Source organism: Providencia alcalifaciens (assembly GCF_020271745.1).
GTDB lineage: Bacteria > Pseudomonadota > Gammaproteobacteria > Enterobacterales > Enterobacteriaceae > Providencia > Providencia alcalifaciens_B.
This window is the reverse complement of record NZ_CP084296.1, coordinates 567633-585206: the sequence shown is the minus strand read 5'-3', so window position 1 is coordinate 585206 and position 17574 is coordinate 567633. Positions and strand designations below refer to the sequence as shown.

Annotated in this window: 13 protein-coding genes; 3 read left to right on the top strand and 10 right to left on the bottom strand. The window is 44.7% G+C overall.

Annotated elements, in window-relative coordinates; all coding sequences use genetic code 11:
* Positions 1 to 165 precede the first annotated feature (165 nt).
* Positions 166 to 1581 (top strand): cell division protein FtsP, encoded by a 1416-nt coding sequence (ftsP, locus tag LDO51_RS02570; RefSeq protein WP_225576228.1) that lies wholly within the window; start codon positions 166 to 168, stop codon positions 1579 to 1581.
* A gap of 50 nt (positions 1582 to 1631) precedes the next feature.
* Here ftsP and LDO51_RS02565 read toward each other — a convergent pair whose 3' ends face one another.
* A complete protein-coding gene (locus LDO51_RS02565; protein WP_225576227.1) occupies positions 1632 to 2246 on the bottom strand; it encodes a LysE family translocator in 615 nt (204 codons plus the stop codon).
* A gap of 202 nt (positions 2247 to 2448) precedes the next feature.
* Here LDO51_RS02565 and folA point away from each other — a divergent pair, with 202 nt between their 5' ends.
* Positions 2449 to 2943, top strand: coding sequence for a type 3 dihydrofolate reductase (gene folA, locus LDO51_RS02560; protein WP_225576226.1), 495 nt, complete (start codon positions 2449 to 2451; stop codon positions 2941 to 2943).
* A 78-nt stretch (positions 2944 to 3021) separates the two neighbouring features.
* Here the strand turns inward: folA and apaH are convergent, their stop codons facing one another.
* The 6 genes from apaH to lptD form a co-directional block, all read right to left on the bottom strand.
* On the bottom strand, positions 3022 to 3849 hold the full coding sequence (gene apaH / locus LDO51_RS02555) for a bis(5'-nucleosyl)-tetraphosphatase (symmetrical) ApaH (protein WP_225576225.1): 828 nt from the start codon (positions 3847 to 3849) through the stop codon (positions 3022 to 3024).
* A 2-nt stretch (positions 3850 to 3851) separates the two neighbouring features.
* Entirely contained in the window at positions 3852 to 4229 is a 378-nt protein-coding gene (apaG, locus tag LDO51_RS02550; protein ID WP_036956291.1) for a Co2+/Mg2+ efflux protein ApaG, read from the bottom strand.
* 18 nt (positions 4230 to 4247) lie between these two features.
* Positions 4248 to 5057: a 16S rRNA (adenine(1518)-N(6)/adenine(1519)-N(6))-dimethyltransferase RsmA gene (gene rsmA / locus LDO51_RS02545; protein ID WP_036956293.1), complete on the bottom strand. Its 810-nt coding sequence runs from the start codon at positions 5055 to 5057 to the stop codon at positions 4248 to 4250.
* Positions 5054 to 6046, bottom strand: a complete 993-nt coding sequence (gene pdxA, locus LDO51_RS02540) for a 4-hydroxythreonine-4-phosphate dehydrogenase PdxA (RefSeq protein ID WP_225576224.1) — start codon at positions 6044 to 6046, stop codon at positions 5054 to 5056. Before pdxA ends, rsmA begins: the two co-directional genes overlap by 4 nt.
* The gene (surA, locus tag LDO51_RS02535; RefSeq protein ID WP_225576223.1) at positions 6027 to 7349 is read right to left on the bottom strand and encodes a peptidylprolyl isomerase SurA; all 1323 of its coding nucleotides are present in this window, start codon (positions 7347 to 7349) and stop codon (positions 6027 to 6029) included. The genes pdxA and surA overlap by 20 nt, the downstream gene beginning before the upstream one ends.
* A 68-nt stretch (positions 7350 to 7417) precedes the next feature.
* Entirely contained in the window at positions 7418 to 9787 is a 2370-nt protein-coding gene (lptD, locus tag LDO51_RS02530) for an LPS assembly protein LptD (protein ID WP_225577201.1), read from the bottom strand.
* Positions 9788 to 9991: 204 nt separating this feature from the next.
* On the opposite strand from lptD, the gene djlA reads away from it, so the two are divergent.
* The gene (gene djlA, locus LDO51_RS02525) at positions 9992 to 10807 is read left to right on the top strand and encodes a co-chaperone DjlA (protein WP_154627675.1); all 816 of its coding nucleotides are present in this window, start codon (positions 9992 to 9994) and stop codon (positions 10805 to 10807) included.
* Between the two features lie 70 nt (positions 10808 to 10877).
* Here djlA and rluA read toward each other — a convergent pair whose 3' ends face one another.
* From rluA to LDO51_RS02510, 3 genes are all read right to left on the bottom strand, one after another.
* Positions 10878 to 11528, bottom strand: coding sequence for a bifunctional tRNA pseudouridine(32) synthase/23S rRNA pseudouridine(746) synthase RluA (rluA, locus tag LDO51_RS02520; RefSeq protein WP_225576222.1), 651 nt, complete (start codon positions 11526 to 11528; stop codon positions 10878 to 10880).
* A 440-nt stretch (positions 11529 to 11968) separates the two neighbouring features.
* Positions 11969 to 14875, bottom strand: a complete 2907-nt coding sequence (rapA, locus tag LDO51_RS02515; protein WP_225576221.1) for an RNA polymerase-associated protein RapA — start codon at positions 14873 to 14875, stop codon at positions 11969 to 11971.
* Between the two features lie 334 nt (positions 14876 to 15209).
* On the bottom strand, positions 15210 to 17561 hold the full coding sequence (locus tag LDO51_RS02510; RefSeq protein WP_225576220.1) for a DNA polymerase II: 2352 nt from the start codon (positions 17559 to 17561) through the stop codon (positions 15210 to 15212).
* Between the last annotated feature and the right edge of the window lie 13 nt (positions 17562 to 17574).

Sequence of the window (17574 nt, the reverse complement as noted above, 5' to 3'; positions counted from 1 at the left end):
TCCGTGTCCTTTCGCGATATGATGGCTCGCAAATTTGTCGCAAGATAAATTATTGAATTCCCAATAGTGGTATCACCAGCATATACCTAAAAATACTCGTATAAATCACTAATTTATAATGATTTATTAAAATAATTTGCTGGTTTTTTATTTAGCGGAGAATCTATGTTATTCAGTCGTTGCCGATCATTGCTGATTAGCGGGTTGGCTGTGTGCTTATTACAGGTATCAACTTATGCGAGTGCAGAAGGAACGACCGCACTCCCTGTTCCACCCTTACTAGAATCCCGTTCGGGACAGCCACTCTTTTTAACATTACAAAAAATCCATTGGTCTTTTGATGGTAAATATTCTGCAGAAGTTTTAGGGATTAATGGTTTTTACCCAGGACCCACTATTCGCGTAAAAAATGGAGATGATCTCAAACTAATCTATAGCAATAGATTACCTGATGCCGTTTCAATGACGATTAGCGGGTTGCAGATCCCCGGCACACAAATTGGCGGTGCAGCGAGACAAATTTCGCCAAACGCAGATTGGTCACCCGTGATCCCTATTCGCCAAAATGCGGCAACGCTTTGGTATCACGCGAATACCCAAGGCAAGATGGGGGAGCAAATCTACAATGGTTTACTGGGAATGTGGATCATTGATGATGATTCCACAAAAGAGTTACGTTTGCCAAAACATTACGGCGTAGATGATTTCCCGATTATTATTCAAGACAAACGTTTAGATAACTTTGGTGTACCTGAATATCACACGGATGAGAATGGATTCCTCGGGGATACATTAGTGGTTAACGGAGTACAAGATCCCTATATCGAAGTTTCTCGCGGTTGGGTTCGTTTAAGATTACTAAACGCTTCTAACTCCAGACGCTATGTGATGAAAATCAGTGATGGGCGTCCTTTCGTGATGATAGCGTCAGACCAAGGATTGCTCACGGTGCCTGCCAGCGTTCAAGAACTTTCACTTGCGCCGGGAGAACGTCGTGAAGTTCTGATTGATATGGCGAAAACTGCTGAACTGACCATTACAGCAGGGGAGTCGGCCTCGTTGATGGATCGCGTTAAAGGGTTGTTTGAACCGTCGAATAACTTAATTTCTACCAACGTGCTAACCATCAAAGCGACGGGATTAATGTCACTGGTGACGGATGATGTCCCAAAACAATTAGCTTTGGATACCACACAAATTACCTCCTCGATTACGAACCGTGATATCCAGCTAAATGACCCTGTTGGTATCAATGGTGTGAAATTGGACACGGGGCGTGTGGATATTACTTCTCGTCAAGGTAGTTGGGAGCGTTGGAATGTGAGCAGCGAACAGCCTCAATCTTTCCACATTGAAGGTGTTCGCTTCAAAGTGATCAACTGTAATGGGCAGCCAGCTCAGCCAGATAACTTTGGATGGAAAGACACCGTTTGGATTGATGGGCGTTGTGAGCTACTTGTGCAGATGCTGCAACCGTCTTACAACCATTTCCCATTCCTGTTTTATAGTCAAAACCTCGAAAAAGCAGATTTAGGCTCGGCGGGACAGTTGGTTATTACACCTGAAGATAGTAGTAACTAATTGAAAGTTTGAGAAAAGCCCGCAATTAGCGGGCTTTTTTACTTTAAAGACTAGCTTAACGCTACGCGTATACCGAATGCCACTAGCACTACGCCAAGGATTTTATCCACATATTTTTGTACTTTCGCGAGCCCTTTTCTAACGGGCGCACTTTGAATTAAGCACACTAAAATTGGCCAGTAAATCACCGCAAGACCCCAAATAATAAAGGCGAACCAGAGTTTTTCGGAAAATGTTGAATCCACATTAAGCACTTGAGTAAAAATCGCTAAGAAGAATAAAGTTGCCTTAGGATTTAAGACGTTACATAAGAAACCTTGCATGAACGCTTGTTTGAACGTGACATGTTCATGTTGATTGTTCATTAAATCAATACTCTTAGCCTTTTGCGGCATTAGGCTTTTCAAGCCAATCCAGATTAAATAAGCAGCCCCTGCATACTTGAGAATATTAAATAACCATGGGGTTGTGGTGATCAACACGGCGAGTCCTGCCACGCAGTAAGACATATGGAGGGCGATAGCAACGATAATACCGAAGGCGGTCATCATGGCTGCGGAACGTTGGTAACGTGTTGCATTCTTGATAATCAAAAAGAAATCTGGACCCGGTGAGATCATGCCAAGAGCGGCAATCGTCGCGACCATGATACTGGTCTGATACATAATATAATCTCTTTATTTTAGGTTGAACTAAACTGAGTAATAAGGGACTAAAAGCGTTGTTAACATCGTTTAGTGTATTGACTTGAGTCGTTTGAGTATAAGGGATTGAGTGGTATTTAAGGAAGATTAAATTTAGTCGACGAAGTATGTCTGTTTCCGTATAGTGTGCACAATTTTTATATTTCGTTTCTAAGGTGGTTAGATGAATATTAGCTTAATCGCAGCAATGGCGTTCGATCAGGTTATCGGCATGGAAAATGCGATGCCTTGGAATTTACCAGGTGATTTAGCGTGGTTTAAGCGTCAAACATTGAATAAACCTGTGATTATGGGGCGCGTGACTTATGAATCTTTAGGTCGTCCTTTACCACAGCGTGTCAACATTGTTCTAAGCAGCCAAGCAGGCACAGAAACTGGCGTTATCTGGGTTAAATCAGTCGAAGAAGCATTAGAAGCCGCGAAGGCAGTTGAAGGTGCTGATGAGATTATGGTAATTGGTGGTGGAAAGGTTTACCAACAATTCCTACCAATCGCGAATAAACTCTATTTGACCCACGTGGATGCCGAAGTGATTGGGGATACACATTTCCCAGCTTATGAGCCTGATGAATGGGACTCTATTTTCACTGAATATCATGAAGCAGACGAAGCGAATAGCCACGGTTTCTGCATTGAAGTTCTGACCCGTCGCGTTTAACCGTCATTGGTCTAGTCAATAAAAATGGCACTGTTAGGTGCCATTTTGCTATCTATCACGGGTGTCTAGAGAAAACGCTCACTCTTTACGATGTTTCTGGTGAGATTTCTGTCTATGGAATGTTTTAGTTTCCCAGTGAAGTAGTGTTAAATCCCCTCCCCAGCAGCAACCCGTATCCATCGCATACACATGTTCTGGTGTAAATTTGCCTTCCAGTGATGCCCAATGACCAAAGAAAATGGCGTAATCTTCAGGGAATTGACTTGGCAGAGAAAACCATGGTTTCAGTGGTGCAGGGGCTTTAGCTGGGCTCTCTTTGCAGATCATATCCAGTTGCCCATTTGGAAAACAATAACGCAGTCGGGTGAGGGCATTAGTACTGTAGCGTAAACGCGCCAGCCCCATCAAACTTTCAGACCAATTGTTTGGCATGTCGCCATACATAGAGTCAATAAACAGTGGGTATGCATCGCTAGAAAGCACAGCTTCCACTTCGCGAGCGCACATTTTTGCAGTTTCTAGATCCCACTGCGGCGTAATACCGGCGTGGGCCATGACCATTTTTTGCTCTTCATCGACTTGCAAAAGAGGCTGACGACGTAACCAATTGATTAGCTCATCGATATCGGGCGCATTGAGTAGCTCATCAAGATGGTCTTTAGGCTTATTGCGACTGATTTTGCAGTAGATCCCAATCAAATGTAGGTCATGGTTGCCTAACACTAAGCGTGCTGATGAGCCTAAACTTTTCACATAGCGTAAGACTTTCAATGAATCGGGTCCACGAGCAACAAGGTCACCCGTTAGCCACAATGTATCTTGCTGTGGATCGAAATTCACGCTATCGAGAAGTTCCCGCAGCTCACGATAACAACCGTGTATATCACCTACAATATATGTGGACATAATTAATTAATCAGTGTTGGGATAGCGAGACGAAATGCAGGAATATCAACATGAAAGTGATTTCCTTGATCGCTCAGCATAACGTAATAGCCTTCCATCGTACCCATTGGTGTTTCTAAGATAGCACCACTGGTATAGCGATATTCTTTGCCTGGTAGGATCACGGGCTGTTCACCCACCACGCCTTCACCTTGCACTTCAGTTTTACGGCCATCACTATTGGTAATGAGCCAGTAACGGCTCATTAGCTGTATAGGAATTCGCCCTAAATTGCGGATACAAATAGTATATGCAAAGACAAAACGGGCAATGTCGGGCTGGGATTGGCTTTCTATGTAGACACTTTGAACTTGGATGCTCACATTGGGATCATTCAACATAGTGCCTCCTCAGATTCTCTATTCCGATAAATTACACAGATAGTTTGCCATCTTACAATAGTGCTCAACAGAGATATTTTCAGCGCGCGTTCCCGGGTCGATACCCAGTTCGGTTAACTGCTCAACGCTGAATAGATCCCCAAGACTATTGCGGATAGTTTTACGACGTTGGTTAAATGCTTGAGTCGTAATACGGCTCAATACTTTAATATCCTTCACTGGGTATGGATTTTCCTTGTGAGGGATCAATCTTACTACCGCAGAGTCCACTTTTGGTGGTGGCGCAAAGGCAGTAGGGGGAACTTCAAGCACAGGAACAACATTGCAGTAATATTGCGCCATTACGCTTAAACGACCGAAAGCTTTGCTTCCAGGACCTGCCACTAACCGATTAACGACCTCTTTTTGCAACATGAAATTCATGTCAGAAATTTGGTTGGTGAATGTAAACAGGTGGAACATCAACGGTGTTGAGATGTTATAAGGCAAATTACCAAATACGCGTATTGGCTGTCCAGCTTGTTTTGCCAGCTCACCAAAATCGACAGTCATCGCATCTTGCTGGATGATGGTCAGTTTGTCTTTCAGTTGTGGATGGACATGCAGACGAGCGGCAAGGTCGCGGTCAAGTTCGACAACCGTCATTTTATCCATGCGGCTACCAACAGGTTCAGTTAATGCACCAAGACCCGGACCAATTTCTACAATGGCTTGTCCTGGTTGTGGGTGCATTGCATCTACAATACTGTCGATAATAAATTGGTCAGTTAAAAAGTTCTGCCCGAAACGTTTGCGGGCAAGGTGCCCCTGATGGACTCGATTATTCATGAATTCTTTTGTGTCATTTGGATAGCTAATTTCAATGCGGTGATGAAACTGCCCGCATCGGCTTGACCCGTACCTGCTAATTCAAGCGCTGTGCCGTGATCGACGGAAGTACGGATAAATGGCAGACCAAGGGTAATATTTACCGCTCTGCCGAAACCTTGGTATTTTAACACAGGTAGCCCCTGATCGTGATACATCGCTAATACTGCGTCTGCATCGGTTAAATACTTAGGTTGGAAAAGCGTGTCTGCGGGTAAAGGACCGATTAAGGTAATGCCTTGTTTACGCAAGGTTTCTAGGGCTGGAATGATGGTTTCAATCTCTTCCATTCCCATATGTCCGCCTTCTCCGGCATGAGGGTTAAGCCCACAAACATAAATGTGCGGGTTTTCAATACCAAACTTGGTTTGCAGGTCATGATGCAAAATGGTGATCACTTCATGCAAGCTTTGTTGGGTAATTGCCTCAGAGACATCTTTTAGCGGCAGGTGGGTAGTCGCTAAAGCGACACGCAATTCTTGTGTTGCGAGCATCATCACAACGCGGTCGCAGTGGCTTCTATCTGCGAAAAATTCGGTATGTCCACTAAATGGAATACCTGCGTCATTAATAATGCCTTTGTGAACAGGCCCCGTTACGATGGCAGAAAATTCACCATTCAAACAGCCATCACAAGCGCGTGCTAACGTTTCGGTAACATATTCACCATTACGGACATCGAGTTTTCCTGCTTCTACCGATGCACTTAGTGAAACGGGAACAATCGATAATTGTCCAGCCACAGACGTCTGTGGCTGGTTTGCATCATATTCACGTAATGTTAGCGGTAAATTGAGTGTTTTAGCGCGTTGAAGCAGCAGGTCTGGATCTGCGCAAGCCACAAGCTCGACAGGCCATGCCTGCTGAGCAAGTTGGATCAGAAGATCTGGACCTACCCCGGCAGGTTCGCCGGGGGTGATGACGATTGGCTTATTTTGCTTGTTCATCATTAGATTGGCTTTGGTGACCATCAACGATATTCACATAAGCGGCAGCGCGTTGTTCTTGCATCCAAGTCTGCGCTTCTTCGTTAAACTTACGATTGAACAGTAAACGGTACGCTTGATCTTTCTTCGCGGCATCAGTTTTATCGACACTGCGAGTATCTTCTAACTGAATTAAGTGCCAGCCGAAACTTGAAGGCACAGGTTGGCTGATTTCACCTTTTTTCAGTTTCATCAGAGCATCACGGAATGCTGGGTCGTAAACATCAGGCATATTCCAGCCTAATTCCCCACCTTTTAATGCGCTACCTGGATCTTCGGAGTTCTCTTTAGCGGCTTCTTCAAATGAAATTCGGCCGTTACGGATCTCTTGAGCAAGTTGAGTCAGTTTTTGTCTTGCTGTTGTATCATCCATAATTGGTGATGATTTCAGTAAGATATGACGCGCTTTCACTTCGGTGACGGAAATTGGCTGGTGAGTATCACCAGTAACGTCATTGACACGTAAAATATGGAAGCCTACACCAGAACGAATTGGACCAACGATATCGCCTTTCTTCGAGTTTTTCAGTTGGTCAGAAAAGACCACTGGCAGCTCTTGTAGACGTGACCAACCCATGTTTCCACCTTTCAGTGCTTGAGGGTCAGCAGAGTAAGCAATTGCTAATTTACCGAAATCAGAGCCTTTTTTCAGGTCAGTTAAGATTTTATCAACTAACGATTCTGCTTTTGATAGCTGTTCTGGCGTTGGGTTCTCTGGAAGTGGGATCAGAATATGGCTTAAATTTACGCCTTTTTGAGCGCTCATTTGCGAATCCATTTGCTCAGCTAATGCATCAACTTCTTGAGGCAAAATGGTGATACGGCGGCGAACTTCGTTGTTACGCACTTCCGCTAACAGCATTTCCTTACGGATTTCGCTGCGATATTTACCCATATTGATGCCATCCGCAGTCAGGCGTTTTTCCATCTGCGGTAAGGTTAAATTGTTTTGGCTAGCAATATCCGCGATAGTCGCATTCACGGCTTCTTCAGGGATATTAATCTGCATTTGGTTAGCCATCTGCAACATGATGTTATCCATAACCAAACGGTCGATGATTTGCTGGCGCAGGGTTTGATCATCAGGAACTTGTTGATTTGCATTACGTGCATTCAACTTCACTGTATTGATCATATTCTGGACGTCGCTTTCAAGTACAACTCCGTTGTTGACAACCGCAGCCACTTTATCCATTTGCTGTGGCGCAGCTAAACTTGCAGAGCTTGCGAACATCAGTCCCAGAATAAGCGTTCTCCAATTCTTCATAATGGTCCTATAAAATTGACTTTTATTCCGCATATGCGGGCTAATCGTGATCGTTATGTTGTTTGTTATCAGAAAGCACGTTGATAAGGAATAATACCCTGTTTCAACATCTCCTGACTACCTAAACTATGATTGTTATTTAGGCCTCTAAGTTCCACGTTGATAGACCATTTATTGTCATATTCGCTGTTGAACTTCTCTTTTTGCCAACCCACAATCTTACGTTCATACCCTAAATTCACCGCCCAACAGCAGGCATTGTACTGTAATCCGACAAGCTGGCTGGCGGATTGTTGCTGTTTGGTATCGTAATAATACGAGCCGACAAAGCCCCAGTTATCACTTAATGGCCAACTTACTACGGTACCTACTTGTGAAATACCTTGTTGGTACTCTGGTAATGTGTAGGTATAACCACCAGCAGTATCTTCGCGGCGGAATGTTGCTTGAATATAGTCACGGTCAACAAAACGGTAATTCAGTTGAATCAGTCTATCCGCATCAAAGCGATATTCAGTAACCGCATTCCCCATGGTGACACTACCTAGGCGACGGTCATATTGTAATCCACCGCGAACACCCCAGTTTTCATCAATGTGCCACATGGCATCGGTTGCCCACATTAATGAGCCTGTATCACTCTTATCATCGATTTTCAGGTTTGAGTTACCCGCACGTGGGCGCTCAAAATAGTAAATTTGTCCGACGGAGAAATTGAAGCGCTCAGCTAAATTATCATCATAAATACGGGTGGTTAAACCGGTTGTGAACTGGTTCGCCGAAGCGATACGGTCTAACCCACTGTAAATACGGTCGCGGAATAGACCAGTATAATCAGATTGTAATAATGATGAGTCGTAGTTATTGATATTGTCCTGATCTTTATATGGAATATATAAATACTGAACTCGCGGCTCTAATGTTTGAACAAAATCACTGCCTTGGAATAAGTCGCGCTCAAATACCACTTTCGCATCGCTCTTAAACATTGGTAGCACGCGGGTGACATTTTTATCTAAGCCACTATTTTGTTTTACATCAGGAATATCTTGGTCGTAATGCGTCGCCATCAGCTTGATGCTATTGTTCATTTGCGCCCAACCGTTAGACAGCGGCATGCTGACTTCTGGCTCAATATGCAAACGGGTCGCATCTGGGTTATTCTCGCCAACGCTGGTAAAACGGGCGGCTTGTGCGTAGGTATGGAAATCCAACATACCAATGTTATTTTGGTAATAGTTAAAATCGATTTGTGGTTCAGCTTTATAAGCACGACGGTTCGGGTCATCAACAAAGATTTGGAACTGTTTGTGAGATACTTTCATGTTCCAATTGGTATCAGAATAGCCGACGTTAAATTTCTGGGTAGCATAACCATCAGTGGTACTACCGTACTGAGAGCTAAAGTCAGTAAAATATTGGCGGTCACTTACCTTGGTGTAGTCGGCACCAAAGTTCCAGTGCTGAGCAAAGGTACCTGAATGACGCCAGTAGAATAACCAACGGTCATCGCTGTCACGAGCATCACGCTTACCATTTTCTTTATCTTTAATATAAGCACGATCGTGGTTAATAAAGTCAAATGCCATAGTGCCCGTACCAGGGGTGATTAAATAACGGAATTCGTTGTTTAATTTAACGCCTCGGTGGGTCATAAATTGTGGCGTAATCGTCGCATCGTAATTTGGCGCGATGTTCCAATAATACGGTAGCGTAAACTCTAACCCGTCATTGCTTGAATAGCTTCCCATTGGGATTAAGAAACCAGAACGGCGTTTGCTACCAATCGGCAACTGCATATATGGGCTATAGAACACAGGTACATCTGCGATACGGAAACGAGCATGCCAAATTTCTGCGACTTCTTCTTCACGGTCAATAATCACTTCAGAGCCTGCAACGCTCCATGTATTACTGCCCGGTAAGCAACTGGTGAAAGTCCCGTTTTCCATGATGGAATAGCGGTTTTGGCCGCGCATTTTCATTTTTTTCGCGTCACCGCGACCTTGACGACCTACCATCATGTAGTTACCGTCATCAACGTCAGTATTTTTATTATCTAAGTTTGACCACGCGGAAGGGCCTTTCAGGATAATTTGAGGGTCATCGTAATGAACATTCCCCGTCGCCGTCACTTCACGAACTGGTTCTTCACCCTCTTTTTGGGTTTGTGTCAGTTTAACGTTATCTGCTGTGAGAGTCTGGTTGCCCTGCTGAATATCAACGTTACCAGTATATTCGACAAAATTAGGGTATTCCCCTACGACGTCGTCAGCTTGAATCTCAATTGGTAAGCTATTTGGATCGCCAGAGATAATAGGTTTGTCATAAACAGGCACCCCAAGCATACATTGTGCTGCAAGATCAGCATGTGCTTGCTGGCTATAAATAGCCGCCCATACCATGGTGGCGATTATTGTGGGATAACTTTTCTTCATCATTAAATAGGGAGTCCGTCAAATGGGCACAGTCGGCAAACGCTCAAAGACTATCTTAGCCAACCTGTTTTCGCCAGTATAATATCAAAACTGGCATAAACGTGGTTAGCAACTTGTTAGGCTCTTTATCGTTATGCACAAAAGCAGAATGGATAGTATGATAATGCAAAATTGCATTCTGAGCATTGAAGAATTGAGGGATATATGCACTATTGGGGTAAAATTATTGGGGTAATACTGGCTATTGTCTCCGGTTTAGGGTTTTGGGGAGCATTAGCCGGCTTACTGATTGGGCACGGTTTTGATAAGGCTTCGGCTCAACGTAAGTTCGCTGGCGCCTTCAATAAGCGCGACAGACAAATTATTTTCTTCGCGAGTACCTTTCAAATATTAGGGCATTTAACCAAGTCAAAAGGGCGTGTTACCGAGACTGATATCCAGTTAGCATCGAACCTGATGGACAGAATGCAACTGCATGGAGAAACTCGCAAAGCCGCTCAACAAGCCTTTAGAGAGGGGAAATCCCCAGACTTTCCACTGCGTGATGTTCTTAAACAATTACGTATGGCTTGTTATGGTCGTTTTGACCTTGTTCAGATGTTTCTGGAAATTCAATTGCAAGCGGCTTTCGCGGATGGAACCTTACATCCTAACGAAAGAAAAGTACTATTTATCATCGCCGAAGAGCTGGGCATCTCCAAAATTCAGTTTGAGCAATTCTTAGATATGATCCAAAGTGGTCGCCAGTTTGGTCATGGCTATTCTCAGCAGCAGTCCGGGGGCTATTATCAACAAAATAATGGGCCAACGCTGGAAGATGCCTGCAAAGTACTTGGGGTTGCCGTCGATGATGACCCAACTAAAATTAAGCGAGCGTACCGTAAGCTAATGAGTGAGCATCACCCTGATAAGCTGGTGGCGAAAGGGTTACCGCCAGAAATGATGGAAATTGCGAAGCAAAAAGCGCAGTCAATTCAGGCGGCGTATGATCTTGTTAAAAAAGAGAAGGGTTTTAAATAACTTCAGTTTTTAAATAACTTAAGCTGTTAAATAATTAAAGCGCTTAAATAGCCTAAGCGCTTCAATAAGATTAAAAATCGGGCGGGCAAGTAAAATGCATTGGCGTGCCATACTCAGGATGGGTGATATACAGTTCCTGAGCATGTAACTGCAAACGTGGTGCCAATGCTAATGCTTCTTCATGGGCATAAAATCTGTCACCAAGAATAGGGTGCCCTAACGCGAGCATATGCACACGTAACTGATGAGAACGTCCCGTAATTGGTGAAAGTTTGACTCGCGTTGCCTGTTCTTCATATTCTAAAACTTGGTATTCGGTTTGTGCCGATTTCCCCGTTTCAAAACAGACTTTCTGCTTAGGGCGATTCGGCCAGTCACAAATCAGTGGTAAATCCACCAAACCTTCCGGCTTTTCCAAACGACCCCACACGCGAGCAACATAATGTTTTTTCGGCTCACGTTCTCTAAACTGCCGCTTGAGTTCACGCTCAGCCGCTTTATGCAGCGCCACCACCATAACACCACTGGTTGCCATATCTAAACGGTGAACGGACTCAGCCGCAGGGTAATCCCGCTGAATACGACTCATGATACTGTCATGGTGCTCAGGGGCTTTCCCCGGCACAGAGAGTAAGCCGCTAGGTTTATTGACTACAATAATATGCTCGTCTTGATAGAGTATATGTAGCCATGGGTCTGTTGGCGGGTTGTAGGGTAACATGTTTCTTTATCCTTCATTCTTCACGCTGTAGCGTTGTTGGCTGCTCTTAGCTACCCTAGTCACATACTTGTGTATGCTCCTAGGGATAGCTGGCGTTTGCCGCCTAGCTACAACGCGAATAATTTTGGCTAATAATGTAGAGATATAAAGCCAAACTATAAATATCTACTTTGTTTATCTTTCATTCTTCACGCTGTAGCGTTGTTGGCTGCTCTTAGCTACCCTAGTCACATACTTGTGTATGCTTCTAGGGATAGCTGGCGTTTGCCGCTTACTGATTTCCCGTCATACTTCGCGCTACAGGGGTGTTGGCTGCTCTCAGCCACCCTAGTCACATACTTGTGTATGCTCCTAGGGATATCTTCGTTTGCCGCCTACCTGTAACTCGAATTATTTAGGGAAATGTTGAGTGCAAGCCAAGCAAACAAAAACAACATTCCCTACTGATGCGTGACAACCACTAAGCGGATAGCGTCGAGGCGCCATGAAGCTTGGTCGATATTGGTCATCAATTGGCGACGCTCTTCCTCGATAATTTCGAGCTCTTCATCACGAATATTTGGGTTAACCGCTTTTAGCGCTTCCAAGCGAGACAGCTCCAGAGTCAGGGCTTTATCAGCCGCTTCTTTGGCATTCTCAATAATGGATTTTGCTTCTTTCTCGACCATCGGCTCAGAGAGGCGTAATACAGAGTGCACCTCGTTTTGTACCGCATTGACCAGTTTGCTCGCCATATGGCGGTTGATGGCATTTAATTGGCGGTTAAAACTCTCAAATTCCACTTGAGAAGAGAGATTATTACCTTTTAAATCAATCAATAAGCGAACTGGTGTTGCTGGTAGGAAACGGCTGATTTGCAGTTGTTTCGGTGCTTGCGCTTCAACCACATAAATCAGTTCAGTCAATAAGGTACCCACTGGCAACGCTTTGTTTTTCAACACAGAAACTGCGCAGCTACCTGTATCGCTGGATAACACTAAATCCAAACCGTTGCGAATAATCGGATGTTCCCAGCTAATAAACTGTGTATCTTCGCGGGAAAGCGCTTGTTCACGGTCAAAGGTGATCGTGCAGCCATCTTGCGGTAATCCTGGGAAATCAGGCACTAACATATGGTCAGATGGCGTAAGGATAATTAAGTTATCGCTCTTATCTTCTTGGTTGATCCCAACGATATCAAACAAGTTCAACGCAAAGTTAACCAGCTCGGTTTCGTTATCGCCTTCACCAATCTCTTCGGCTAATTTATTACCCGCTTCACCGCCATTTGAGTGCATTTCCAGCAAACGGTCACGACCTTGCTCTAACTGAGCTTTAAGTGCATCGTGCTCTTCACGACAGATTTTAATAAATTCATCAAACCCGTCAGTGATAGTTGGCTCAGCCATAAATTGCAGCAGTTGTTGGTAATATTTATCGTAAATAGTACGACCAGTAGGGCAAGTATGTTCGAAAGCGTCTAACCCTTCGTGGAACCAACGGATCAGCACGGATTGCGCGGTATTTTCCAAGTAAGGCACGTTGATCACGATATCGCGGTTTTGACCAATACGATCCAAACGCCCAATACGCTGCTCAAGCAGGTCAGGGTTGAATGGTAAGTCAAACATCACTAATTGGTTAGCAAATTGGAAGTTACGGCCTTCTGAACCAATTTCAGAACACAGCAAGACCTGTGCACCTTCTTCTTGTGAAGCAAAGTATGCCGCAGCGCGGTCTCGTTCTAACAGGGATAAACCTTCGTGGAATACCGCCGCGCGGATCCCTTCACGTTCACGCAGAACTTGCTCAAGTTGCAATGCAGTGGCGGCTTTGGCACAAATAACCAGTACTTTTTCGTGGCGATTTGCGGTTAAGAAGCCCATCAACCATTCAACTCGTGGGTCGAAGTTCCACCAAGTGGCGTTTTCGCCTTCAAACTCTTGGTAGATTTGTTCCGGATACAGCATCTCTTTCGCGCGAGTTTCTACATCCTTTTTGGTGCCCATAATGCCAGCGACTTTGATTGCCGTTTGGTATTGAGTTGGCAGTGGCATTTTTAAAGAATGCAATTCACGACGTGGGAAGCCTTTCACGCCATTACGGGTGTTTCTGAATAACAGGCGGCTAGTACCGTGCCTGTCCATCAACATATGGATCAGTTCTTGGCGAGCGGCTTGGCTGTCATCGCCTTCAAGATTCGCGGCTTTTAATAACGGCTCAATATCTTGTTCTTTGATAAGTTCACTGAGCAGGTTTTGCTGATCATTCGTTAGTTTATCACCAGAAAGTAGCAGTGAAACCGCGTCGGCGACAGGGCGATAATTTTCTTGCTCGGCTAAAAACTCTTGGTAGTCATGGAAGCGGCTAGGGTCGAGGAGGCGCAAACGCGCAAAGTGGCTCTCTTGACCTAATTGCTCCGGTGTTGCCGTTAGCAGTAAAACGGAAGGAACGTGCTCAGCTAAGGTTTCAATCACTTGATATTCACGGCTTGGGGCGGTTTCGCTCCATTGCAGATGGTGAGCTTCATCGACCACCATCATATCCCAGCCAGCTTCGACGAGTTGGTCAAAACGCTGTTTATTACGACGTACAAAATCCAGAGAACATAGGACTAATTGCTCAGTTTCAAATGGGTTATCGCTGTCGTGTTGGGCTTCGCTGTAGCGGCTATCATCAAACAGGGAGAAACGCAGGTTAAAACGGCGCAGCATTTCCACCAGCCATTGATGCTGTAAGCTATCTGGGACAATGACCAATACTCGCTCAGCACGACCTGCCATCAATTGTTGATGGATTATCATACCCGCTTCGATGGTTTTCCCTAAGCCCACTTCATCCGCCAGTAAAACTCGCGGGTTGTGGCGCTTACCAACTTCGTTAGCAATATGCAACTGATGCGGGATCAAACTCGCGCGGATACCACGCAGACCTGTAGATTGGTGTTTAACTTGTTCGCTTTGGAATTTACGTGCACGAAAACGCAGAGCAAAACGATCCATACGATCGATCTGACCCGCGAACAGTCTATCTTGTGGCTTATTAAACGTTAGCTTGCTATCAAGGAACACTTCTCTCAGGCTGACATCCGCTTCTTGGGTGTCTAAGCGCGTTCCTGTGTAGGTCAATAACCCTTTATCTTCTTGAATACTTTCAACTTGTAGCTGCCAACCTTCGTGACTGGTGATGGTATCACCTTCGTTGAACATCACTCGGGTAATTGGGGCATCACTACGTGAGTACAGTCGGTTTTCCCCAGTGGCAGGGAAAAGCAACGTCACCATACGGGCATCAATAGCCACGACGGCGCCTAATCCAAGTTCGCTTTCTGTGTCGCTGATCCAGCGTTGACCAAGAGTAAATGGCATAGGTTTAATTTAATTCCATAATTTTGATTGTTTATTTTTAGATGTTTAAGACAACTAACCGGTGTCTTTGCCCAGTGTTGATATAACGGTTATATACCAAGGGTGATGCGAAATTTTTTTAATCGTTTTGCCGTTTGGCAATTATAGCTCTTCTCTCTTTCGAGTCGCGCTGCTCGAATTTTGATGAGTATAGCCGATTTTCTCGCCAAGCTGTGCGTATAACAGGTCGAGATATCAAAGGGGCGTTATATTAATTCAACATTCGCTTATCGTCACCTGTTAAAAATGCGGCAATTGTAATAAGAATTGTACAATTCTCGCTGTTCGTTAGGCTTTAAAATAAAAGATTAATTTGCCCAGTCAAAATAGCGTCAAAATCATCTTGCAGAAATGGCAGAATTCCATCGGCGATAGGTTTGATTTGCTTAAGAATATAGTGCTCATAGTCAGGTTTAGCCGTCACAGTCTCTAATGGCTCGGGACCCGCTTGAGTGATGATATAACTGATCCATCCCCCATTTTGATATTGCAATGGGCGCTGTAATTGCAAATTGTACTCATCGGCTTGACGTGCGGCTCGTACATGAGGTGGCACATTACGTTGATAATCTGATAATTTACGCCGTAGGCGCTTGCGGTAAATCAAGCGATCGTCATATTCTCCTGAACGGATGGCATGAATATAATCGCGAATAAATTCCCGATAAGGCTGGCGATAAAAAATGCGCGTATACAGCTCTTTTTGGAAATTTTGCGCGAGAGGTGTCCAGTCGGAGCGAATGGTTTCTAAGCCTTTAAAAACCATCGTATCTTGGCTTAAACCCGCATAACGTTTTTTACTACCTTGGTCTGTGCCTCTAATTGTGGGCATCAAAAAGCGCCGATAATGGGTTTCATACTCAAGTTCGAGCACGCCATCAAGTTGCCACTCTTCTTTAAGATGCTGTTTCCACCAATTATTTACATGGTCACGTAGTTGATAACCCACTTTTTGGGCTTGTTCATCAGTATGGGGATCTCGTAGCCAAACAAAGGTGGAGTCGGTATCCCCATAAATTACCTGATAGCCTTGGGATTCAATCAATTGTTTGGTAATTCGCATGATTTCATGACCGCGCATGGTGATTGACGCGGTTAATCGCGGATCAAAAAAGCGGCATCCATCGGCACCCAAAACCCCTGCAAAGGCATTCATAATAATTTTGAGGGCTTGAGAAAGCGGGGCGTTTTTTTGCTGTTTAGCTTTATCACGACCTTGCCAAATATGGCTGACAATATCTGGCAAGCAATGGGTAGTACGGGAAAACCAAGCACCGCGAAATCCTTCAACAGAATGTTCAGGTTCTGGGTGTGCAAGCCCTTCAATCATGCCTGCTGGGTCTATTAAAAAGGTGCGAATAATAGAGGGATACAGGCTTTTGTAATCAAGCACCAAAACAGAGTCATACAAACCTGGTTGAGAATCCATGACAAATCCACCGGGATTGAGTTGAAATTTTTGCTCACAGAGCGTTGGAGCAACAAACCCTAAGCGGTGTAGCCGAGGAATATATAAATGGGAAAAGGCGGCTACAGAGCCTCCCATGCGATCGGCGGCGAGCCCCGTGACTGTCGAGCGCTCTTGCAAGAACGCCATTAAATCGGTTTTCTCAAAGATGCGGTGCACCAAAATACAGTCTTGAATATTGTAATGGGCTAAAGCAGGTTTATCGTGGGCAAAGCGGCGGTTAATTTCATCCATACGGTCATAGGGGGTATCAATCGCTTTCCCTTCGCCAAGCAGCTGCTGGGCAACGAACTCCAAGCTGAATGAGCTAAAACTCCATGTCGCCGATTTTAACGCATCAATACCATCGATAATTAAGCGACCTTCAGCAGAGGCAAAAAAGACACCTTGCTTAAAACCGTGTTCTCGCCATTCGAGTTTTTTTCCTTGCCGACCTAGTAATAGAGGGATGCCATAGCGCTCTGCATGCTTTTGTAAGACTTGCAAATCAAACTGGATCAGATTCCAGCCGATGATGGCATCGGGATCGTACTGTTGCAGCCATTCGTTCAATTTTTCAAGTAATTGAGGGCGGCTGGTGGTATACACGAGTCGATGTTGATCATTCAGGGCAGGGCCTTGCTCGGGTCCCAACATAAACACCACATTGTCACCGCAGCCAGATAACCCAATCGAGTAAAGCTCCCCATGTTGGCTAGTTTCAATATCGAGGGAAACAGCGTGCAGTGTCGGGCGATAACCTTCACAGGGTTTGAGTTGATATTTCCCCTGATGATTGCGAGAAAACCACACGGGAGCGGTAATAAAGCGCTCCATTAAATAACGCTCACAAGGGCGAATATCGGTTTCCAGCAGTTCAACGCCTAATGCTTGGCAGTTTTTATCCAGGTTTTGTAATTGACGATATTGCTGGCAATAGATGGCGTAGACTTTTTCGCGTTTAAAATCCCGCAGTTCAACGGCGCGATAACTGATATCAGCTTGTCCTTCAATTAAATGGCGTACGAGCGGAAACTTGGATTCAGGTAAAAAACCCACGGCTTGTTGATAGGGAACAATGACTTTTTGCGGTTTATTATCCGTGAGTAACCAATAGCTTACCTCGACACCGTAGCGGGTATCTCGCCAATGGCGGCTAAGAATAAAGCCTTTTTCAGCTGGCGTGTTTGACTGAGGCATAAAGGAAACTCGC